The following is a 21235-nucleotide window of genomic DNA, read 5'->3' as shown; positions in this document are numbered from 1 at the left end:
TCCGGGGCCACGGCAGCCCCGCGAGGACCGGCCCGGCGACCTCCGAACAGCCTCCGAACAGGCTCGGAACGGCCTCGGAACGGCCCCCGAGTGCCTGCCGGCGACCTCGCGGCGGCGAGCCGGCGGCCCCCCGGCACCCGGCGGCCGACCGATTCGCCCGTATCCGGCCATGATCACGCATGTTGCACTTGGACAACACATACCGAATGGCGCTGGACAAGTAAGAGTCTGCTAAAGAACGATGAGCACATACAGTGCCGCGGGCAGTACCGGGGGGACGGACCGCTCTGTAGAAATTCCTCCGAACCGTGCCGCGCGTAGTCCCCGCACCAGGCAACGGAGGAAACCCGCCATGAGTTTCGGCGACCCGAACAACCCCTACGGCCCCCCGCCGCAGCAGCCTCCGGTCGCACCGCCGGCCGCTCCTCCCGGCTACGGGTACCCGCAGGCGCCGCCCAGCGTGCCCCCGCAGGGCTACGGCTACCCGCAGCAGCCGGCGTACCCCGGCTACCCGGGCGGCAACATGATGCCGCAGACCATGCCGGGTCTGATGATGACCGCGCGCGTGCTGCTGTTCATCGTGGCGGGCGTCCAGGTCCTGATCGGCATCTTCGCCATCTTCGGCGCGGCCACCATCAACGACGCCTCCAACGCGGGCGAGGACACGTTCGGCAACAACGGCCTGTCCGACATCGGCCACGACTCCGCGGGCGTGATCTTCGTGATCGCGCTGCTCTTCCTGGCCCTCGCGGGCCTGTCGATCACGCTGGGCGTCAAGTTCAGCAGAGGCGGCCAGGGCATCCGGATCACCACCATGGTGTACGGAATCCTGGGCTCCCTGTTCGGCGTCCTCGGCCTGATCAACGCGGCGAACGTCAACTCCTCGGCGGCGCTGGTGTTCGCGCTGCTGTGGATCGGCTTCGGCGGTGTGATGGCGGCGGCGATGATCGCCCCGTCGGGCGCCGCGTGGTTCAACCGCCCGCGCTACTGAACGGCCGGTACGCACCGAGGGCCGTGTCCCACCCCATGCCGGGGGGACACGGCCCTCGCGTGTTCCACGGGGTCGACGCGGCCGGCGCGACCGAGGCGGTCACGCCGGCCGGAGCGATCAGTGGAAGAAGTGGCGCGTACCGGTGAAGTACATCGTGATGCCGGCCTTCTTCGCGGCCTCCACGACCAGCTCGTCGCGGACCGAGCCGCCGGGCTGGACCACGGCCTTGACGCCCGCGTCGGCGAGGATCTCCAGGCCGTCGGGGAACGGGAAGAACGCGTCCGAGGCGGCGTAGGAGCCGCGGGCGCGCTCGGCGCCGGCCCGCTCGACCGCGAGCTTCGCGGAGTCGACGCGGTTGACCTGGCCCATGCCGACGCCGACCGAGGCGCCGTCCTTGGCGAGCAGGATCGCGTTGGACTTCACCGCGCGGCAGGCGCGCCAGGCGAAGGCCAGCTCATCGAGCTCGCCCTCGCTCAGGGCGTCACCGGTCGCCAGCGTCCAGCTCGCCGGGTTGTCGCCGGCGGCCTGGAGCCGGTCGGTGACCTGGAGCAGCGCGCCGCCGTCGACGGGCTTGATCTCGACGGGGTCGGCCGGGGCGTTGTGGGCCCGCAGCACGCGGATGTTCTTCTTCTTGGTGAGGGCTTCGAGGGCGCCGTCCTCGTACTCCGGCGCGACGATGACCTCGGTGAAGATCTCCGCGACCTGCTCGGCCATCTCCTTGGTGACCGGCCGGTTGACCGCGATCACGCCGCCGAACGCGGACAGCGGGTCGCAGGCGTGCGCCTTGCGGTGCGCCTCGGCGACGTTCGAGGCGACCGCGATCCCGCACGGGTTGGCGTGCTTGATGATCGCGACGCACGGGTCCTCGTGGTCGTACGCGGCACGGCGGGCGGCGTCCGTGTCCGTGTAGTTGTTGTACGACATCTCCTTGCCGTGCAGCTGCTCCGCCTCGGCGAGACCGCCGGTGCCTGAGGTGTAGAGCGCGGCGGGCTGGTGCGGGTTCTCGCCGTAGCGCAGGGTGTGCGCGCGCTGCCAGGTGGCACCGAGGAAGTCGGGGAACTGCCCCTCGGCGGAGCCGCTGTCGGCCGCAGCGTCGACCGGCGCGTACGAGGACGCGAACCAGGAGGCGACGGCGACGTCGTACGCGGCCGTGTGCTGGAAGGCCTCGGCGGCGAGCCGCTTGCGGGTGCGCAGGTCGAAGCCGCCGCCCTGGACGGCGTTCAGGACGTCGTCGTAGCGGCCGGGGCTGGTGACGACGGCGACGGAGGGGTGGTTCTTGGCCGCCGCGCGGACCATCGAGGGACCGCCGATGTCGATCTGCTCGACGCACTCGTCGGGGGTGGCCCCGGACGCGACCGTCTCCCGGAACGGGTAGAGGTTGACGACGACCAGGTCGAACGGCTCGACGCCCAGCTCGGCGAGCTGCTGCCGGTGGCTCTCCAGGCGCAGGTCGGCGAGGATCCCGGCGTGGACCTTGGGGTGCAGGGTCTTGACGCGGCCGTCCAGGCACTCGGGGAAGCCGGTCAGCTCCTCCACCTTGGTGACGGGCACGCCGGCCGCGGCGATCCTGGCGGCGGTGGAGCCGGTGGAGACGAGCTCGACACCGGCCGCGTGCAGCCCGCGGGCCAGCTCTTCGAGCCCGGTCTTGTCGTACACGCTGACGAGCGCGCGCCGGATGACCCGCTTGGTGCCCTCGGTGCTCTCGGCCGTGACTGTGCTGTCGGCGGTCACTGGATAACTACCTTTCGTCCCTCAATGCGATAGCCGTTGCGGGCGAGCCGCCCCACGACATCGACGAGCAGTCTTCGCTCGACTTCCTTGATGCGCTCGTGCAGAGCGCTCTCGTCGTCCTCGTTGCGGACCTCGACCACGCCCTGGGCGATGATCGGGCCGGTGTCGACGCCGTCGTCGACGAAGTGGACGGTGCAGCCGGTGACCCGGACTCCGTACGCGAGCGCGTCACGGACTCCGTGGGCGCCGGGAAAACTGGGCAGCAGCGCGGGATGGGTGTTGACGAACCGTCCCCCGAACCGGGCGAGGAATTCCTTCCCCACGATCTTCATGAATCCGGCGGACACCACGAGGTCGGGCTCGTACGCGGCGGTCGCCTCGGCGAGCGCGCGGTCCCAGTCGTCCCGGCCGGCGTGGTCCCTGACCTTGCACACGAAGGTCGGGATCCCGGCCCGTTCGGCCCGCGCGAGCCCCTCGATGCCGTCCCGGTCGGCGCCGACGGCCACGATCTCGGCACCGTAGGCCGCCGGGCCCGCCTCCGCGACGGCGTCGATCAGTGCCTTCAGATTCGTACCTGATCCGGAGACCAGCACGACGAGGCGCTTGGCCTTGGCCACGACGGGGCCCTTTCTCGGGGGAGCGTTTGTACGGTCGTACGAATGCTTCGCGCCCCGGGATACGGGGAAGTCTACGAAGCGGCCGACCGTCAGCAACGATACCGGCACACCGGGCGGCCCCCACGGGACGGGGGCGAGGCCGGAAGGTAGCGTCTGGGGAGGATCCACCCGGGAACGCCTCCGGCACGGGGAACGCCCTGTGTGCGCGGGACGTTGACCTGGGACGAGGACGAAGGTCCGGGGCACGGCCCCGGCACCACCCGCGACACGGGCCCCGGAGCCATCCGGAGCGCGTGTCCGGGGGTACGAAGCTCGGGGCGCGAGTCCGGAGTGCGAAGCTCGGGGCGTCTGTCCGGGGCGGACCGGCCCGAGGCGTCAGCCCGGGAGGACCGGCTCGGGGCGCGCGTCACGAACGGCCTGACCGTGTGGACATGCCGCCTGCCAGAACCACCAAGGGGAAGACGCTCACCTGATGCCGGACCGCAGTCTCCGACTCCCTCCGCTCCTGCTGCGCGAGCGGCGCCCTTCGTCCACCCCGCCGAGGCCGGAAGGGAACGGCCCCACCGGCGGGCCCGGTTCCGCGAGCGGTGAGGGCGGCTCGGCGGGAGGAAGCGGCGGCCCCTCGGACGAGCGCGGCTCCGACGCGCCCGGCACTCCCCCGTCCGGCCCCGACTCCTCCTCAGGCCAGGAGGACAATCCGTTCGCGCCGCCGCCGGAGGGAACACCCGACCGGCCCTGGCAGCCGCGCCGGCCGGGACAGGGCTCCGGCGAGAACGGCGGGGGCGGACAGCAGGACCCCGGGCACTCCCCCTGGGGAAGCCAGTGGAGCGACCGGCAGCCCGGCCCCTCCAGCGGCGGCGGCTTCGGCGACCGGCCGGGCACGCCGCAGGGACGGGGCGGCCCCGAGGGCCCCGGCGGCACACCCGGCGGCGGCATGCGCTGGGACCCGACCGACCCGGCCCAGCGCCGCGCCCGGTACGCGCTGCTCTCCGGCATGTGGGCGTTCTTCTTCGTCCTCTTCGGCTGGCCGTACGTGGCACTTCTGCTCGGCGCGCTCGCCCTGTACTGGGGCGGCAGCGCGCTGCGTTCCAAGGGGCGTTCCCCGGACCCGGACGCCCCGGCGCCCGATCCGAACCTGCGCCCGCAGATGACGGCCGCGGTGAGCGGGATCGTCACCGCGTCGCTGGCCATCGTGCTGGTCGCCGGGGTCTTCACCGCCCACCTCGTCTACAGCGACTACTACTCCTGCACGAACGACGCCCTGACGAACGCCGCGAAGCAGTCCTGCAACGACCTTCTCCCGAAGGATCTGCGCGGGATCCTGGGCAGCCACAACTGACATCCCGCCTCCCGCCCGGCTCCACCGCCGGACGGGAGGGCGGTCCCGGGTCAGCCGGGGGAGCCACCCGCGGCCTCCGGGCCATGGCCGTCCGGCCCGTTCCGGTGTTCGGCGTCGTGCGGATACCCCTCGTCCCCCGCTTCCTTCCGGGGTTCCGGGTCCTTGAGGTCGTCGGAGCTCTTCCGGCCTCCAGAGCCTCCAAGACCCTCAGGACCTCCGGGACCTTCGGGGCCTCCGGGCTCGGGCGAGCCGCCCGCCTTCCGCAGGGCCTCCCAGCGCGTCTCCCTGGACAGATCTCCGTACCAGGCGCCCGGCGCGGCCTCCCCCGGCAGCAGGTCGTACGGCTCGAAGGGGTCGTAGGAGTCGTCCGGGTCGAAGGCCTCGTACGGGTCGAAGCTCTCGACGACGGACTCCAGCACCGCCGGATCGACCCGGCCCGCGGAGCGCGCGCCCTGGAGCGGAAGCGGCGTCGGCGTCGCGGAGGTACCCCCGCGCCGCGGGAGCCAGGCGCGCGGCCGGAACCGCGAGGTCCACCCGGTCCCGTGCTCGTACCGGCGCGCGCCCGCGCGCGCGACCGCGGCGCGTCCCCGGTCCCTCCACTCGGCCGCGCCCGCCGCGACGGGAACCCCGACGACCGCCGTCCACACCGCCGTCGCGGGTCCCACCTGCCACCACACCGGCCCGAAGTGCGTCAGCGTGTGGACCCCCAGCGGCCCTCCGGCCAGCCCGGCGAGCAGACCGAGCGCGACACCGCACCACGCGGCGGCGATCGCGACGGCGGCCACCGTCCGCCGCAGCGGCCAGGGCTCCGCGCGGCCCGGGGTCGCTCGCGCGGCCCCCGCCCTCACCGCGAACCACGCCACCGTCACACCGGCGGCCAGCGGCACCAGCGCGCCCAGCCAGGCGGTCGGCGCCTCCGAACCCGCCCGCGGCAATGCGGCGAGCAGCGGAAACGCGGGGAGCAGCTCGGTCGGCGCGTGCTCCGCCGGAATCGCCGCGGTCAGCGGTCCCGCGACATGCCCCGCGCTCAGGACGACGCCGGGCCCGAGCCCGTACGCGGCCCCCCACACGGCCGCGTTCGGCACCAGGACCAGGCACAGCAGCAGGACGGCGAACCGGCCCGACCACACCCCGGTGAGCTGGACGAACGCGGCGCGAGCCGTGTCTCCGTGCCAGACGAGCGAGGCCGCCACGAGCAGCGCCCCGCCTCCGACGAGGACCGCGACCCCGGCCGCGGCGGCCCGTGCGGAGGCGCCGAGCACCCGGTCGTCGGCGGCGGCGAGACGGCGTACGGCCGCGACCGCCGGACGTCCTTCGGGCAGACGCCCGCCGGGAAGCGGAAGCGGCTTCACGGCCCGCTTCCCCCGGAACGGCCCGGGTCCCCAGGGGCGCCCGTTCGCCGTCCAGACCCCCGCTCCCGCGGCGATCACCGCGAGGAGCGGCAGACAGACCGCGGCCCAGGCCCAGGAGGGACGCAGCGTCCCGCCGGAGGCGTACAGCGCCGCGGCCCAGGCGACGGACAGATAGCCGGCCACGACCCCGGCCCACGCCGTGCCCGGCGACGACGCCGACGTGACGTCGGCCGCCTCCCTGGCGGCCCGGTGCAGCAGCCACACCGGCAGGGCGAGCAGGAGGAGCGGCGTCACCCCGACGGGCATGGGCAGGCCTGACAGTGTGTCGGTCCGGATCAGCTCCACGCCGTGCGCGAGCAGCCAGAGCGCCGCGGCGAGGTGCAGCGCGCCGCCCGGACCGCTGTCCGGATACGGCGAACTGATCCACAGCGCCATGACGAGGACGGCGAGCGAGGCGAGCCCGAGCCCCGCGGCGAGGGCGCCGCCCAGGACGCTCGCGGCCAGTCCGGGTGATCGGTCGCGCATCCGGGTGAGCAGGTGCGACAACGGGAGCCTGCGGTGGGTGATTTGGGTCACGACCCTCATGCTCCCAACGACACGCGCTTTCCCGTCGTAACAGGCGAACCCCGGATGTGTCGCTCAATATGCAGTTATGTACTTTTTCGTACGAAGGGGCCTTCTGTGGAATCCGACCTGACACAGAGCCCCGCCACCCCGCTGCCGGCGCCCAAGGAGCGCCGCCGTCTGCGCGAGACCCGGTCCCTGTCCCAGGCCGACGTGGCGACCCGGCTCGGCGTCAGCCGGGCGACGGTCCGTTCGTGGGAGACCGGCCGTTCGGCCCCGCGCGGTCGTATGCGGGAGGCGTACACGAGGCTGCTCCTGGCCGATCCCGCCGCCGCCCGGGCCGAGGTGACCACCCCTCAGAAGGAGACCGGCTCCGAGCCGGTGGGGGCCGCCGCCGCTCATGGGGAGCGGGCCGCCAGGGTAAAGAAACGTTCCGTCCGAACCGGGGGGCGGTCCGCGCTGCACCCCGCGGAGGAGCCTCTCGCCGAGGAGCACCTCCCCGAGGACGGGCTCTCCGGGCTCTCCGAGCCGTCACTGACGCCCGCTCAGGCCTTCGACGCGCTCTACGCGTTCTGCGCCCCCGCCCTCGTACGACAGGCATATCTGCTGACCGGGCGGCGCGAGCTGGCCCGGGAGTCCGTGGAGCGGGCCTTCCAGCAGGCCTGGTACCGCTGGCCCGAGGTGGCCGTGGACCGGGACCCGGCCGGATGGGTGCGCGCGACGGCGTACGAGTACGCGCTCTCCCCCTGGCACCGGCTGCGCCCGCGCCACCGCCACCCCGAGGCACCGCCCGCCGAGGCCGCCGACCGCGCCCTGCTGGACGCGCTGCTCGATCTGCCGCCCGTGTACCGCCGCACGCTGGTCCTCTACGACGGTGTGGGGCTCGGGCTGCCCGAGACCGCGGCCGAGACGGAGGCGAGCACACCCGCGGCGGCCAACCGGGTGCTGCACGCGCGCGAGGCCGTCACCACGAAGCTGCCGGAGCTGGCCTCGCCCGAGGACCTGCACTGGCGGCTCGCCGAACTCGCGAGCGCGGAGCGGCTGCGGGCGGCGAAGCCCCGTACGGTCCGCTGGTACGGCGAGCGCCGGGCCCAGCAGTGGACCCGGGCGGCGATCGCCTTCACCGTCCTGCTGATCGGGGTCACCCTCCTGACGCTGGGCACGGCCCCGGACCACTACGAGGCCCCCCTGGCGCCGCCGGAGACCATCCACGGCCTGCCGCCCAAGGGCGCGCCCGGGCCGCTCTCCGCGGCGCAGCTGAAGCTCCGCGCCCGGCTGCGGTCCCAGGAGATGAACGGCCCGGAGCGGCTGGTCCCGGAGAACCGCTGAGGTCCGTGACGGCGAACCCCGGAGACGGCAGTGACGGCCGGAGACGGCGGTGACGCCCGTGACACTGGTGACGGCCATGACGGCTGGTGACGGCGAACGCCGGTGGGCCCGCACCCCCGAAAGGGTGCGGGCCCACCGGCGTTCGGTCGGGCGAGTGCTCAGCCGGCGAGGATCTCGCGCGCCAGCTTGGCCGTCTCGGTCGGGGTCTTGCCGACCTTGACGCCCGCGGCCTCGAGGGCCTCCTTCTTCGCGGCGGCCGTACCGGAGGAGCCGGAGACGATGGCGCCGGCGTGGCCCATGGTCTTGCCCTCGGGCGCGGTGAAGCCGGCGACGTAGCCGACGACCGGCTTCGTCACGTTCTTCGCGATGAAGTCCGCGGCCCGCTCCTCGGCGTCGCCACCGATCTCGCCGATCATGACGATCAGGTCGGTGTCGGGGTCGGCCTCGAACGCGGCGAGCGCGTCGATGTGCGTCGTGCCGATGACCGGGTCGCCACCGATGCCGACGGCGGACGAGAAGCCGATGTCACGGAGCTCGTACATCATCTGGTACGTCAGCGTGCCGGACTTCGAGACCAGGCCGATGCGGCCCGGCTTCGTGATGTCGCCCGGGATGATGCCGGCGTTGGACTGGCCCGGGGTGATGAGACCGGGGCAGTTCGGGCCGATGATGCGGGTCTTGTTGCCCTTCGACTTCGCGTACGCCCAGAAGGCGGCGGAGTCGTGGACGGCGATGCCCTCGGTGATGACGACCGCGAGGGGGATCTCCGCGTCGATCGCCTCGACGACGGCGGCCTTGGCGAAGGCCGGCGGCACGAAGAGGACGGAGACGTTGGCGCCCGTCTTCTCCATGGCCTCGGCGACCGTGCCGAAGACGGGGATCTCGGTGCCGTCGATGTCGACGGAGGTGCCCGCCTTGCGCGGGTTCACGCCACCGACGATGTTCGTCCCGTCCGCGAGCATGAGCTTGGTGTGCTTCATACCCGTGGCACCGGTCATGCCCTGGACGATGACCTTGCTGTCCTTGTTGAGGAAGATAGCCATGGCTGTTTAGTCCCTCGTCCCTTACTTCGCAGCCGCGAGCTCGGCGGCCTTGTCGGCCGCGCCGTCCATGGTGTCCACGCGCTGGACCAGCGGGTGGTTGGCGTCCGACAGGATCTTGCGACCCAGCTCGGCGTTGTTGCCGTCGAGACGCACGACCAGCGGCTTGGTGACGGCCTCGCCCTTGTCGGCGAGGAGCTGGAGCGCCTGGACGATGCCGTTGGCGACCTCGTCACAGGCGGTGATGCCACCGAAGACGTTGACGAACACGGACTTGACGTCCGGGTCGCCCAGGATGATCTCCAGGCCGTTCGCCATGACCGCGGCGGAGGCGCCGCCGCCGATGTCGAGGAAGTTGGCGGGCTTGACGCCGCCGTGGTTCTCACCGGCGTACGCGACGACGTCGAGGGTGCTCATGACGAGACCCGCGCCGTTGCCGATGATGCCGACCTCACCGTCGAGCTTGACGTAGTTGAGGTTCTTGGCCTTGGCGGCGGCCTCGAGGGGGTTGGCGGCCGCGTGGTCGACAAGCGCCTCGTGGTCGGGCTGGCGGAACTCGGCGTTCTCGTCCAGCGACACCTTGCCGTCAAGGGCGATGACCTTGCCGGAGGCGACCTTGGCGAGGGGGTTCACCTCGACGAGGAGGGCGTCCTCCTTGATGAAGGTGTCCCACAGCGTCACCAGGATCTCGGCCACCTGCTCGGCGACCTCGGCCGGGAACTTCGCCTGGGCGACGATCTCGCGGGCCTTCTCGATCGACACGCCTTCGTTGGCGTCGACCGGCACCTTCGCGAGGGCGTCGGGGTTCTCCTCCGCGACGACCTCGATCTCCACGCCGCCCTGGACGGACGCCATGGCGAGGAAGGTGCGGTTGGTGCGGTCGAGGAGGTACGAGACGTAGTACTCCTCGACGATCTCGGGCGCGGTCTCGGCGATCATCACCTTGTGGACCGTGTGGCCCTTGATGTCCATGCCGAGGATGTCCGTCGCGCGGGCGACGGCCTCGTCCGGGGTGGCGGCGAGCTTGACGCCGCCGGCCTTGCCGCGGCCACCGACCTTCACCTGGGCCTTGACGACGGACTTGCCGCCAAGACGCTCGGTCGCCTCGCGGGCTGCCTCAGGCGTGTCAATGACTTCACCGGCCAGCACCGGTACACCGTGCTTGGCGAAGAGGTCCCTCGCCTGGTACTCGAACAGGTCCACGCGCGTCCGTCCCTATCAGTGATCTCGCGGTTCGTTGGATGCGTGGGCGTGCCGCGAAGGGCAACGTGACGTCCGCTGTCACAAGGGTGGCGCACACGGTGTCCGAGCGCGCGGCATGTCCGTCTCGCAGGTTATCGCCGAGGGGCACGGGACCCTAAATCGCAGATCACACCTCAGCGGTGATACCTGTCACAGATCGGGCCCACAGGGGTCCTCACCAGGCCATGGATCCCCTGGTGAGGCCCCTGTGAGCAGCCGCCGGGCGTCCGGTCGGGCGGACGCCGCGTGGATCCGCCGCCCCTCGGCCGTCCGGGCCCCCGAACCCGCCGAAACCGGTCATCCATGGCCAGAGGGCAGTCAGGGGGAGACTCTCACCCGGCGTCCGGTATCGGAAGGGGCCTCTTCTCGATCGCCGCCGCCATCACCTCGGGAAACAGATCGGGTGTGCACGCGAACGCCGGCGCGCCGAGCGCCGCGAGCGCCGCCGCGTGCTCACGGTCGTACGCGGGCGCCCCCTCGTCGGACAGCGCGAGCAGCGCCACGAACTGCACCCCCGACGCCTTCATCGCCGCGACCCGCTTCAGCATCTCGTCGCGGATGCCGCCCTCGTAGAGGTCGCTGATGAGGACGACGACCGTGTCGGCCGGCCGGGTGATCTGCGACTGGCAGTAGGCGAGGGCCCGGTTGATGTCCGTGCCGCCGCCGAGCTGCGTGCCGAAGAGGACGTCGACGGGGTCGTCGAGCTGGTCGGTGAGGTCGACGACCGCCGTGTCGAAGACGACGAGCCGGGTGGCGATGGACCGCATCGACGCCAGCACGGCGCCGAACACGGAGGCGTAGACGACCGACGCCGCCATCGAGCCCGACTGGTCGATGCAGAGGACGACCTCCTTCTTCACGGACTGGGAGGCCCGCCCGTAGCCGATCAGCCGCTCGGGCACGACCGTGCGGTACTCGGGCAGGTAGTGCTTCAGGTTGGCCGCGATCGTGCGGTTCCAGTCGATGTCGTGGTGGCGGGGTCTGCTGATCCTGGCGCTGCGGTCGAGGGCGCCGGTGAGGGTGGCCCGGGTGCGGGTGGCGAGCTTCTTCTCCAGGTCCTCCACGACCTTGCGCACCACGGCCCGGGCGGTCTCCTTCGTCGTCTCCGGCATGGCCTTGTTGAGGGAGAGAAGGGTGCCGACCAGGTGCACGTCGGCCTCGACCGCCTCCAGCATCTCGGGCTCCAGGAGCAGCGCGGACAGCCCGAGCCGGTCGATGGCGTCGCGTTGCATCACCTGGACGACGGAGGAGGGGAAGTAGGTCCGGATGTCGCCGAGCCAGCGCGCGACCGACGGAGCCGACGCCCCGAGCCCCGCCGAGCGGTCCCGCCCCGGCCGCCGTCCGCCGTCCCTGCCGTAGAGCGCGCTCAGCGCCCCGTCCATGGCCGCGTCCCGGCCGGAGAGCGCGCATCCGGTGCCGTCCGCCTCGTCACCGCCGAGCACCAGCCGCCATCGCCGCAGCCGCTCTTCCCCGGCGTCCGACGCCAGCTCGGTCATGGGGCCACCCTCGCAAGATCGTTTCCGGTGTGGAGGTCGGTTTCGGGATCGCCGAGGCCCAGGAGCAGGCTCAGCAACGGCAGCACGGCGTCGGCGCGCTCGGTGTCGAGAACGGGGGCGAACCCGGGGATGCCGGATCCGGAGCCGCCGGTCCCGGTGTTCGCGCGCGGCGCGGGGCCGCGCCGGACGAGCTCGCCCAGCGTCCTGCGCACCCCCGTCTCGTACGCCGAGAACGTCCGGCGCAGCAACGGCAGCACATCGGTGAACGCCTCCGCCGGCACCCCGGTCAGCCAGGTGTCCACCAGGGCGAGCAGCCGCTCGTCGTGCACGAGCAGCATGCCGCCGGAGCCGCCCCCGACGAAGCCCTCGATCCACGCGGCCCCGTCCGCGGGCGGTGTCCCCGGCGAGAGCACGAGGCCCATGAGCCGCGCGGCCTCCTCCTGCGCCAGCTCCCCCTCGTCGAGGAGCAGGCGGACCGCCCGGCCTCTGATCACCCCCGGCACGGTGTCCCGGGTCGCGAGGACCCGCAGCACCGCGTACCACCGGCCGCGGACACCGCCGGTCTCCGCGGCCTCGGCGGTCGCCTCGCCCAGCAGGCCCACCGCTCCGTGCACGGCGTCGACGTGGCCGCGCATCTCCTGGGCGGCGTCGCCGTCCAGCGCGGCGCAGGCCGGCGGGAGACCGACGAAGACGCGCTCGGCGAGTCCGGCCGCGACGCCTGCGAGGGCGTGGGTGTCGGTGCCGCGCACATCGCCGTAGCGCAGGGAGCGGACGAGCGCGGGCAGGGCCCGCGCCAGCTGGCCCACGTCCGTGTCGAGGGCCGCACGGTCGGCGAGCACCCGCATCACCACGGGCAGCGCGTCCGCGAGCTCGGCGAGAAGGCAGCGTTCGGCGAGCGCCGTCACGTCCGCGAGCGACGGTGCGCCGACGGCGTCCGCCTCGGCCTTGGCCGTCGCCGCGGACACGACGGTCGTGCCCCACACCCCGGCCTCGGCGACCCGCACCGACAGCTCCGGCTCCCAGCGCAGCCGCCAGGTCTCCCGGAAGGTGCCCGTGCTGCCGCGGGACTCCGAGAGCTCGCCCCACCCGACGCCGAGGAGCCGCAGCCGGTGCAGCAGTGTGCTGCGCCCCGCGTCGGTCTCCTTGCGCAGGTCGAGCTCCAGCTCCCGCTCCAGCGCCTCGGGCTTGAGCCGCAGCCGCCGCTGCGAACGGCCGAGGTCCCGCTGCAACGGAACCGCCGGGGCGGACTCCGGCACCTCCCCGAGCACCTCGCCGACCACGAGCCTGTCGCGCACCAGTTCCAGGGGGACGTCCGAGCCCTCGCACATCACGGCCCGGACGGCGTCGGTGGTCTCGGTCAGTCCCGGCAGCGGGCGACCGCGCATGGCGGCGAGGGTGCCGGCCAGGCGCACGGCCTCGATGACATGGGCCGACGACACGCCCCGGTCCTCGTCGCGCAGCAGCCTGGCGACCTTGGTCATCCACCGCTCGACAGGGCGGTCGGGGGCGCTGAACAGGTGTCCGTACCAGCCCGGCGAGTCGATGCCCGCGCCGTATCCACTGGCCCGGGACAGTCTGCGGTGGGTCCAGGGCACCCAGGTCAGCTGGACCCTGGCCTTCGGCAGGCCCTTGAGGAGCGCCCTGTCGGCGCCGACGGTGGCACTCTGCCGCAGCGCGGGGACGTGCCAGGCCCCGCACACCACGGCCAGGTCGTCCCCGAACTCCCTTCGCGCCGAACGGATCTGGAGCCGCATGTACGCCTCGCGCACCAGGTCCCGGTCGTGCCCCCCGACCCCGTACGCCTCGCGCAGGGCCCCCATGGCCTCCTCCAGCACCGTGAACGGAGCGAACGGGTCGTCCGCCGTCCCGGCCCGGTGCTCGACCACGTCCTCCCACCAGCGCTCCGGGTCGTCGTACCCGGCCGCCCCGGCGAGCACCGCGAGGGGGTCGATCCGTACGGCGCCCACGTCGACGGGGCTTCCGGACCCCTCGGCCGCGGCCGGCTCTCCGGGCTCGCCCCCGCGGCCGGGATCACCCGGGAGGCTCCCGGCCCCCTCGGGCCCGTCCCGGTCGCAGTCAGGCCCGTCCCGGTCGGGGTTCGTACCGGTGCCGTCGGGGGCCGGACCGTCGCTTCCCCAGGCGAGGGTGTGGGCGGCCGGCAGGTCGATGAAACGGGCCGCCACCCCGTGCTCCAGGGCCCACTGGATCGCCACCCACTCCGGGGAGAACTCGGCAAGCGGCCAGAAGGCCGACCTGCCGGGCTCGTCCACCACGTGGGCCAGCAGCGCCACGGGCGGCCGCATCTCCTTGTCGGCGGCCAGCGGGACCAGCTCGTCCGCCTCGGGCGGCCCCTCGATCAGCACGACCCGGGGAGCCGCGGCCTCCAGCGCCGCCCGTACGGCCCGGGCCGACCCGGGTCCGTGATGCCGTACACCGAGCAGCAGCGGCCCCGGCCCCCTGCTCGCCCCGCCCCCGGGAGCGGGCGGGCCTGCGTCCCGCTCGGCACTCACGCGCTCACCTCGCGGCAGGCGCGGTAGAAGTCCTTCCAGCCGTCCCGCTCGCGGACGACCGCCTCCAGGTACTCCTGCCAGATGACGCGGTCGGCGGCCGGGTCGCGCACGACGGCGCCGAGGATGCCCGCGGCGACGTCGCCCGCCCGCAGGACACCGTCGCCGAAGTGGGCGGCCAGGGCGAGGCCGTTGGTCACGACGGAGATCGCCTCGGCCGTGGACAGGGTGCCGCTGGGCGACTTCAGCTTCGTCCGGCCGTCGGACGTGATCCCGTCACGCAGCTCCCGGAAGACCGTGACGACCCGGCGGATCTCGGCCGCGCCGTCGGGCACGGCGGGCAGGTCGAGGGAGCGGCCGATCTGGTCGACGCGGCGCGAGACGATGTCGACCTCGGCCTCGGCGCTCTCCGGCAACGGCAGCACCACGGTGTTGAAACGGCGGCGCAGCGCGCTGGAGAGTTCGTTGACACCGCGGTCGCGGTCGTTGGCCGTGGCGATCAGGTTGAACCCGCGCACGGCCTGCACCTCCTGGCCCAGTTCCGGTATCGGCAGGGTCTTCTCGGAGAGAATCGTGATCAGGCTGTCCTGAACGTCGGCGGGAACGCGGGTGAGTTCCTCGACGCGGGCCGTCATGCCCTCGGCCATGGCCCGCATGACGGGGCTCGGCACGAGCGCGTCCCGGCTGGGCCCGTGCGCGAGCAGCTGCGCGTAGTTCCAGCCGTACCGGATGGCCTCCTCCGGGGTGCCGGCGGTGCCCTGCACGAGCAGCGTCGAGTCGCCGCTGACGGCGGCCGCCAGATGCTCGGACACCCACGTCTTCGCGGTGCCGGGCACACCGAGCAGGAGCAGGGCCCGGTCGGTGGCGAGGGTCGTGACGGCGACCTCGACGATGCGGCGCGGCCCCACGTACTTGGGGGTGATCACAGTGCCGTCCGGCAGGGTGCCGCCCAGCAGATAGGTGGCCACGGCCCAGGGTGACAGCAGCCAGCGCTCGGGGCGGGGACGGTCGTCCTGGGCCGCGAGCGCGGCGAGTTCGGCGGCGAAGGCGTGCTCGGCGTGCGGGCGCAGCGCCTCGCTCGGCCCGCTCGCGCCCCTCTCTCCCGCGGGTGCGTCGACAGACGTCGGTTCAACGGACACGGACATGGCTCGGTCCCCCTCCAGCTCGGCCGGTTCGGATCTGGTTCCACCGTGCACCACGCCACTGACAATGCACTCTGACCTGCGCAAACACGCTTGCGGAGGTCGATTGTCAGTGGCGGGACCTACCTTCGATCCCATGACACAGCAGGCGGTGCGCTGGACGGCGGATCAGGTGCTGGCACTGGCACCTGACGCCGCGTCACGCAAGGCGGGGAGCAAGCTCGGCGCGGCCGGACCGTGGTCGCAGGCGGGCACCACCGAGGAGGGGACGGTATGGGGACTGTGCAGGGGAAGTGGCAGCAAGCCGTATCAGACGGTCGTCGACATCGCGGACTCGGCGGGTCCGGCTTACAAGTGCAGTTGTCCGAGCCGGAAGTTCCCGTGCAAGCACGCGCTGGGACTGCTGCTGCTCTGGGCGGGCGCGGACGGGGCGGTGGAGTCCGGGCAGGCTCCGGACTGGGCCGCCGAGTGGCTGGAGGGAAGACGCAGGCGCGCGGAGGTCAGGCGCGCGGAGGGCGGGGGATCTGGAGCTTCCTCGACGGGTGATCCCGAGGCGGCGCGGCGCAGGGCGGAGCGGCGGGCCGAGCGGATCACCGCGGGGGCGGCCGAGTTGGAGCAGCGGCTGGCGGACCTGCTGCGCGGCGGCCTCGCCTCCGCCGAGCGCGCCGGGTACGGCATGTGGGAGGAGACGGCGGCCCGGATGGTCGACGCGCAGGCCCCTGGTCTGGCCGCGCGCGTAAGGGAGTTGGGGGCGATCCCGTCGTCGGGGCCGGGCTGGCCCGTGCGGCTCCTGGAGGAGTGCGCGCTGCTGCATCTTCTCGACCAGGGCTGGCTGCGGCGCGAGCGGCTGCCGGACGGCGTGGCCGCGACGGTCCGCTCCCGCGTCGGACTGCCCGGCTCGGCGGACGGCCCGCCGCTGCGGGACAGCTGGCTGGTCCTCGCCCAGTACGACACGGCGGACGCCCGGCTCACGACCCGCAGGATCTGGCTGTACGGCGCCGGGTCGGGCCGCACGGCCCTGCTTCTCTCCTACGGCGCGGCGGGCCGGGCACCCGAACTGGCGCTGCCGGTGGGGCTGTCCTTCGAGGCGGACCTGTCCGGGTACCCGGGATCCGGCCAACTGCGGTCGGCGCTGGGCGAGCGGTTCAGCGCCCCGGCACCCTCGGCGATACGGCCGACCGGGCTGACCACGGCCCAGGCCGCCGCCCGTTACGGGGAGGCCCTGCGCGACGATCCCTGGCTGGACTCCTGTCCGGTCACTCTGGACCGGGTCGTGCCGACGCCGGACGGCGACTTGTGGCAACTTGCCGACCTGGACGGCGAGTTGGCCCTTCCGCTCAGTCCTTCCGCGCTGTCGCGCCCCGAACTGTGGCGACTGGTCGCCCTGTCCGGCGGCGCACCGGTCACGGTCTTCGGAGAGTGCGGACACCGCGGCTTCACTCCCCTGACGGCGTGGCCGGAGGGCAAGGGCGAGGCGGTGCCGCTGTGCTGACAGCGGCCACCACCCCCGCCGCACCGGCTGCACCGGCCGCACCCGCTCCATCCGCTCCACCCGCTCCACCCGCTCCACCCACTGCACCCACTGCACCCACTGCACCCACTGCACCCGACACGCTCACCGCACCCGGCGCCCTTGCCGCCGCCGACACACCCACCGCACCCGGCGCCCTTGCCGCCCCCAACCCGCCCACCACACCCGGCATGTTCGCCCCTCCCGTCACCCCGGCCACGCGGGCCGGGTGCCGGACGCCAACCGCGCCCCGCTCGCGTCGGCCGTCGCGACCCGACGACCGACCGGCCCTGAACCCCCCGCCCTCCGCGCAGAAAGGACGCTCATGAACCCGACCTCGACCCCGGCCGCGACCCCGGCCCAGGCCGGCACGCCCGCCGGCGGTTCCTGGGAGGAACTCGTCACCGTGGCGCTCCTCGGTACCGACCGGCGGACGCTCCCGGAACAGCACACCGGGCGCCAGGCTCCGGTGGCGCTGCTGGACGCGGCCGCCGTGGAGACCGTACGGCGACGGGCCGGAGTCCGGCCGGCGCGGGCGGCGGCCCGGCCCGAGCCCGCGGCGCCGGACCCGCGCCCCGCGCTGCCGGCCGCCGCGGCCCGGCGGCTGGCGACGCTGCTGGCGGACCGCCCCGGCGCGGGCGGCGGCGGTCGCAGGGGCGCGGCACCGGACCTCATGGAACTGCTGCCCCAGTGGCTGGCGCTGGCGAACTCCCGCGGATTCGGCGCTCCCCCGCAGACACTTCCCGCGCTCCTCGACGCGGCCCGGGGGCGCACCGACCTGCGGCCCGCGGCGCTCGCCTTCGCCGGACCGCGCGCCCTGTGGCTGGCCCGGCTGAATCCGGAGTGGCGGTTCGCTCTGCGTTCCTCGCCGGGAGGTTCGACCGCGCTGCCGCGGGAGGCCGATCACATACAACGGCTCTGGCAGGAGGGCCTGTTCGCGGAGCGGGTCGCGCTGCTTGCGGCGGTCCGGGCCAAGGATCCTTCCGCCGGGCGGGAGTTGCTGGTCGCGACCTGGGCGACGGAGCGGGCCGAGGACCGGCTGATGTTCCTCGACCTGCTGCGCTCCGGGCTGTGCGCCGAGGACGAGGCGTTCCTCGAACGGGCCCTGGCCGACCGCAGCCGCAACGTACGGGCCACGGCGGCCGAGCTGCTGTCCGCCCTGCCGGGGTCCGCGCTCGCCGCGAGGATGGCGGCCAGGGCCGTCACCTGTGTGGCCGTGGACCATACGCAGGGGACACCGGTGATCACGGTCGAGGCTCCGCACGAGTGCGACGCGGCGATGGAGCGGGACGGGGTGGTCGCCAAGCCCCCGGCCGGCCGGGGCGAACGGTCCTGGTGGCTGGGCCAGTTGGTCGAGGCGGCACCGCTCGGGGCCTGGCGGGAGCGCCTCGGGGGGCGTTCGCCGGAAGAGGTGGTGGCCTTGGCCGTGGCGGACGGCTGGCACGCGGAGCTGCACGCGGCGTGGTGCCGGGCGGCGGTGCGGCAGCGCGATCCGGCGTGGTCGAGGGCGCTCCTCGGATCGCCCTCCGCTCCGGAGGCCGGGGGTCCGGGGGCCGTGTCACTGGCCGAGCGGGCCAAGCTGCTCGCCACCCTGGGTGCCGGGGAACGGGCCGAGTGGGTGGCCGGGTTCATCGGTACGCACGGGCTGTCCGAGGCGTTCCAGCTGCTCGGGGTGTGCGCGGTGCCGTGGTCGGGGAGTCTGGGTCGGGCGGTCGTCGACGCGCTCGACATCGCGCGGGACGCGGGAAGCTACCCGTGGAGCTTCAGCGGGGTGATGGGGCTGGCCGAGCGCTGTCTGGACCCCGCGGAGGCCGGGCGCCTCGAAGGTCTCACCTCGGTCCCCGACGAGTCGGAGCACGCGGCGCCGGGGTCCGGTGACTACTGGGCCGAGGCGTTTCAGCGGCTCGTGACGACCCTGCGGCTGAGAGCGACCATGTCCGCCGAACTCACGGCGCCATGACCACTCGCCCGCGGCCCCACGCCTTCCCGCCGTTCGCGACCGGACCGCATCCCGCCCGGCCCGCACCAGGGCATTCCGCGCTCCCGGCCGGCCCCGGATTGCGCCCCCGGGGCATGAGGGCCCTGCGCGTCCGGCGGTCGCGGGTGGCCGAAGCCCGCGCGATCACGCCGGACGGCGCGGGCGTCCGAGGGGTCAGGCGCCGGCCGGCTGCCTGACGTTCGCGCGGACCCAGTCCACGATCGACACCGTCGTCGCGCCCGGGGTGAAGATCTCCGCGACGCCCTTCTCCTTGAGGGGGGCGATGTCCGCCTCGGGGATGATGCCGCCGCCGAAGACCTTGATGTCCTCGGCCTCGCGCTCCTTGAGGAGGGCGATGACGGCCGCGAAGAGCGTGTTGTGGGCACCGGACAGGATGGACAGACCGATCGCGTCGGCGTCCTCCTGGATCGCGGTGTCGACGATCTGCTCGGGGGTCTGATGAAGACCGGTGTAGATGACCTCCATACCGGCGTCGCGCAGCGCACGCGCGATCACCTTGGCCCCACGATCGTGGCCGTCGAGCCCCGGCTTGGCCACCACCACGCGAATCGGACCGGCTGCCACACCCATCACTGCCTCCATGAACGGACTGCTTCAACCCTGCACCGACGAGGACTGCCGGCACACGCCTGCGACGGCCACCGCGGACGGTGACCTGCGGCCGACGGACGGCCGCCCACGGCCGGTGGCCGATCGGTGCATACCGATCGATACCTCGCGGCTACCCGTTGTCACCAACAGGTGTCCACCGACCGTGCCGACTACTGACCATCGACACATATCGCTCAGTTTTCCGCTCGCCACACCGGATCGCTCCGGATCGCCGATCGCGCCAAGCGGCACAGGCGTCCCGGGCCCTTTCGGCCCGGGAAGTGAACGAACGTTATCGCCAGCATCCCGCAACCGGCAGTTTCGCGGTGGAGACCGAGGGGGAAATCACACACTGGGACAAGTTCGCCGCGCACGGTTCCGTATCGCGGCACCGGCGCCGCAGGGACCTGCGGCGTACGGGCCAGGCCGGAGCAGGCGCAAGAAGAGCCGCGACCAGGTGGCCGCACCATCGCGTCGTCAGCGGGACGGCGGGGTGCTGGGGCGCATGGACGACGGCACGACAGCGGGGAGCGAGGCCGGGCCAGAGGACAGAGGGAACACGTAGGGCGACTCCACGCCACGACACGAGGCCGCTGCACCCAGCACGGCGGACCGTCGGGGAGCCGGGGTCGGCGTCGTATTCCGCGCCCTTCGGCCGAGCACTCCGCAGCGTCACCGGTCTCAGCGACCGCGGACGCGCCGTCGGCCGCCGCCGTCACCGACCTCACGGCTTTCCACTAGGGCACACGGGGGACGGAGTGGTCCTCCCGCGTGCCGACTGGAGGTCGGCCATGAAGGTCACTGAGGCTGCGTCGCCCTTTCTGCCCCTGTGCCAGCGCCTGTTTCCGACGAAACTGGCGGGGCTCTCGGTGGCCCTGCTGAAGGCGACGGCCCTGGAACTGGCGATCCTCGCCGGGCACCTCCTCCTGTATCCCTCCGGCATCACCCAGGAACGCCGCACCGGACACCCGCTCCCCCCGCCCGACGTCGCCGCCCATCTGCCCACCGGGTCCAAGCCCCCGGTCGTCCTCCTGCACGGCTTCATCGACAACCGCTCCGTCTTCGTCCTGCTGCGCCGCAACCTCGCGCAGCACGGCAGGCAGCACGTGGAGTCCCTGAACTACTCACCGCTGACGTGCGACATCCGGACGGCGGCGGAGCTGCTCGGCCGGCACATCGAGGAGATCTGCGAGCGCACGGGCCACGACCGGGTGGACATCGTCGGGCACAGCCTCGGCGGGCTGATCGCGCGGTACTACGTGCAGTGCCTGGGCGGCGACACCCACGTCCGCACCCTCGTCACGCTCGGCACCCCGCACTCCGGCACCCGCGTCGCGCCCTTGATGAACGCGCACCCGATCGTGCGCCAGATGCGCCCCGGTTCCGCGGTGATCGAGGAACTGACCGGTCCCGCGCCGGGCTGCCGCACGCAGTTCGTCAGCTTCTGGAGCGACCTCGACCATCTGATGGACCCGCTGGAGACGGCCTGCGTCGAGCACCCCGACCTGCTCGCCCAGAACGTCCGGGTGAGCGGTGTCGGTCATCTCGCGCTTCCGGTGCATCCGGCCGTGGCGACCGGAATCCGGCAGGCCCTGGACATCGAGATGTCGGGACCGCGTGCCGTGGCCAGGACCGGCGGCCTCACGGTGGCGTGAGAAGCGCCGCGGACCGGCCCGAGGGCGGCCGTCGGGAGGGCTGACGGCCGCCCGACGGCCCTTCCAGGGACCGGGAACCTCGAACACTTATCGAACGCCAGGCCAAGGCCTTGCCCGCGCTCCCCCGAAA

At 73.3% G+C, this 21235-nt stretch carries 15 protein-coding genes; 6 read left to right on the top strand and 9 right to left on the bottom strand.

Features of this window, described 5'->3' with window-relative positions; translation table 11 throughout:
* Positions 1-352 precede the first annotated feature (352 nt).
* Positions 353-991, top strand: coding sequence for a hypothetical protein (locus WJM95_RS19785; protein ID WP_339131021.1), 639 nt, complete (start codon positions 353-355; stop codon positions 989-991).
* A 117-nt stretch (positions 992-1108) separates the two neighbouring features.
* Here the strand turns inward: WJM95_RS19785 and purH are convergent, their stop codons facing one another.
* Entirely contained in the window at positions 1109-2722 is a 1614-nt protein-coding gene (purH, locus tag WJM95_RS19780; RefSeq protein ID WP_339131020.1) for a bifunctional phosphoribosylaminoimidazolecarboxamide formyltransferase/IMP cyclohydrolase, read from the bottom strand.
* Positions 2719-3339 (bottom strand): phosphoribosylglycinamide formyltransferase, encoded by a 621-nt coding sequence (purN, locus tag WJM95_RS19775; RefSeq protein ID WP_339131019.1) that lies wholly within the window; start codon positions 3337-3339, stop codon positions 2719-2721. The genes purH and purN overlap by 4 nt, the downstream gene beginning before the upstream one ends.
* A 472-nt stretch (positions 3340-3811) precedes the next feature.
* On the opposite strand from purN, the gene WJM95_RS19770 reads away from it, so the two are divergent.
* The gene (locus WJM95_RS19770; protein ID WP_339131018.1) at positions 3812-4678 is read left to right on the top strand and encodes a hypothetical protein; all 867 of its coding nucleotides are present in this window, start codon (positions 3812-3814) and stop codon (positions 4676-4678) included.
* Between the two features lie 50 nt (positions 4679-4728).
* Here the strand turns inward: WJM95_RS19770 and WJM95_RS19765 are convergent, their stop codons facing one another.
* Positions 4729-6615, bottom strand: a complete 1887-nt coding sequence (locus WJM95_RS19765; protein WP_339131017.1) for a DUF6350 family protein — start codon at positions 6613-6615, stop codon at positions 4729-4731.
* 108 nt (positions 6616-6723) lie between these two features.
* Here WJM95_RS19765 and WJM95_RS19760 point away from each other — a divergent pair, with 108 nt between their 5' ends.
* Positions 6724-7923: a helix-turn-helix domain-containing protein gene (locus tag WJM95_RS19760; protein WP_339135683.1), complete on the top strand. Its 1200-nt coding sequence runs from the start codon at positions 6724-6726 to the stop codon at positions 7921-7923.
* A 158-nt stretch (positions 7924-8081) separates the two neighbouring features.
* On the opposite strand, the gene sucD is transcribed toward WJM95_RS19760, so the two are convergent.
* From sucD to WJM95_RS19735, 5 genes are all read right to left on the bottom strand, one after another.
* Positions 8082-8966, bottom strand: a complete 885-nt coding sequence (gene sucD / locus WJM95_RS19755) for a succinate--CoA ligase subunit alpha (RefSeq protein ID WP_060901445.1) — start codon at positions 8964-8966, stop codon at positions 8082-8084.
* 21 nt (positions 8967-8987) lie between these two features.
* On the bottom strand, positions 8988-10166 hold the full coding sequence (sucC, locus tag WJM95_RS19750) for an ADP-forming succinate--CoA ligase subunit beta (RefSeq protein ID WP_339131016.1): 1179 nt from the start codon (positions 10164-10166) through the stop codon (positions 8988-8990).
* Between the two features lie 371 nt (positions 10167-10537).
* The gene (locus WJM95_RS19745; RefSeq protein WP_339131015.1) at positions 10538-11701 is read right to left on the bottom strand and encodes a VWA domain-containing protein; all 1164 of its coding nucleotides are present in this window, start codon (positions 11699-11701) and stop codon (positions 10538-10540) included.
* Complete coding sequence (locus tag WJM95_RS19740) at positions 11698-14211, bottom strand: DUF5682 family protein (protein WP_339131014.1); 2514 nt, start codon at positions 14209-14211, stop codon at positions 11698-11700. Before WJM95_RS19740 ends, WJM95_RS19745 begins: the two co-directional genes overlap by 4 nt.
* Positions 14208-15353 (bottom strand): AAA family ATPase, encoded by a 1146-nt coding sequence (locus WJM95_RS19735; protein WP_339131013.1) that lies wholly within the window; start codon positions 15351-15353, stop codon positions 14208-14210. Before WJM95_RS19735 ends, WJM95_RS19740 begins: the two co-directional genes overlap by 4 nt.
* 133 nt (positions 15354-15486) lie before the next feature.
* Here WJM95_RS19735 and WJM95_RS19730 point away from each other — a divergent pair, with 133 nt between their 5' ends.
* Together WJM95_RS19730 and WJM95_RS19725 are read left to right on the top strand one after the other, a co-directional pair.
* On the top strand, positions 15487-16842 hold the full coding sequence (locus tag WJM95_RS19730; protein ID WP_339131012.1) for an SWIM zinc finger family protein: 1356 nt from the start codon (positions 15487-15489) through the stop codon (positions 16840-16842).
* 343 nt (positions 16843-17185) lie between these two features.
* Positions 17186-18820, top strand: coding sequence for a DUF5691 domain-containing protein (locus tag WJM95_RS19725; RefSeq protein ID WP_339131011.1), 1635 nt, complete (start codon positions 17186-17188; stop codon positions 18818-18820).
* A 192-nt stretch (positions 18821-19012) separates the two neighbouring features.
* On the opposite strand, the gene WJM95_RS19720 is transcribed toward WJM95_RS19725, so the two are convergent.
* Positions 19013-19429 (bottom strand): cobalamin B12-binding domain-containing protein, encoded by a 417-nt coding sequence (locus WJM95_RS19720; RefSeq protein WP_037626795.1) that lies wholly within the window; start codon positions 19427-19429, stop codon positions 19013-19015.
* Positions 19430-20241: 812 nt separating this feature from the next.
* On the opposite strand from WJM95_RS19720, the gene WJM95_RS19715 reads away from it, so the two are divergent.
* On the top strand, positions 20242-21105 hold the full coding sequence (locus tag WJM95_RS19715; protein WP_339131010.1) for an alpha/beta fold hydrolase: 864 nt from the start codon (positions 20242-20244) through the stop codon (positions 21103-21105).
* Positions 21106-21235: the final 130 nt, after the last annotated feature.

The organism is Streptomyces sp. f51 (genome assembly GCF_037940415.1).
Lineage (GTDB): Bacteria > Actinomycetota > Actinomycetes > Streptomycetales > Streptomycetaceae > Streptomyces.
Note: the sequence above shows the minus strand (reverse complement) of the source record. Positions and strands in the feature narration are given on the sequence as shown.

Coding starts and splice junctions, on each gene's coding strand:
- WJM95_RS19785 (WP_339131021.1), top strand. CDS start 353: ATGAGTTTCGGCGACCCGAACAACCCCTACGGCCCCCCGCCGCAGCAG.
- WJM95_RS19770 (WP_339131018.1), top strand. CDS start 3,812: ATGCCGGACCGCAGTCTCCGACTCCCTCCGCTCCTGCTGCGCGAGCGG.
- WJM95_RS19765 (WP_339131017.1), bottom strand. CDS start 6,615: ATGAGGGTCGTGACCCAAATCACCCACCGCAGGCTCCCGTTGTCGCAC.
- sucD (WP_060901445.1), bottom strand. CDS start 8,966: ATGGCTATCTTCCTCAACAAGGACAGCAAGGTCATCGTCCAGGGCATG.
- WJM95_RS19745 (WP_339131015.1), bottom strand. CDS start 11,701: ATGACCGAGCTGGCGTCGGACGCCGGGGAAGAGCGGCTGCGGCGATGG.
- WJM95_RS19735 (WP_339131013.1), bottom strand. CDS start 15,353: ATGTCCGTGTCCGTTGAACCGACGTCTGTCGACGCACCCGCGGGAGAG.
- WJM95_RS19730 (WP_339131012.1), top strand. CDS start 15,487: ATGACACAGCAGGCGGTGCGCTGGACGGCGGATCAGGTGCTGGCACTG.
- WJM95_RS19725 (WP_339131011.1), top strand. CDS start 17,186: ATGAACCCGACCTCGACCCCGGCCGCGACCCCGGCCCAGGCCGGCACG.
- WJM95_RS19720 (WP_037626795.1), bottom strand. CDS start 19,429: ATGGGTGTGGCAGCCGGTCCGATTCGCGTGGTGGTGGCCAAGCCGGGG.
- WJM95_RS19715 (WP_339131010.1), top strand. CDS start 20,242: ATGAAGGTCACTGAGGCTGCGTCGCCCTTTCTGCCCCTGTGCCAGCGC.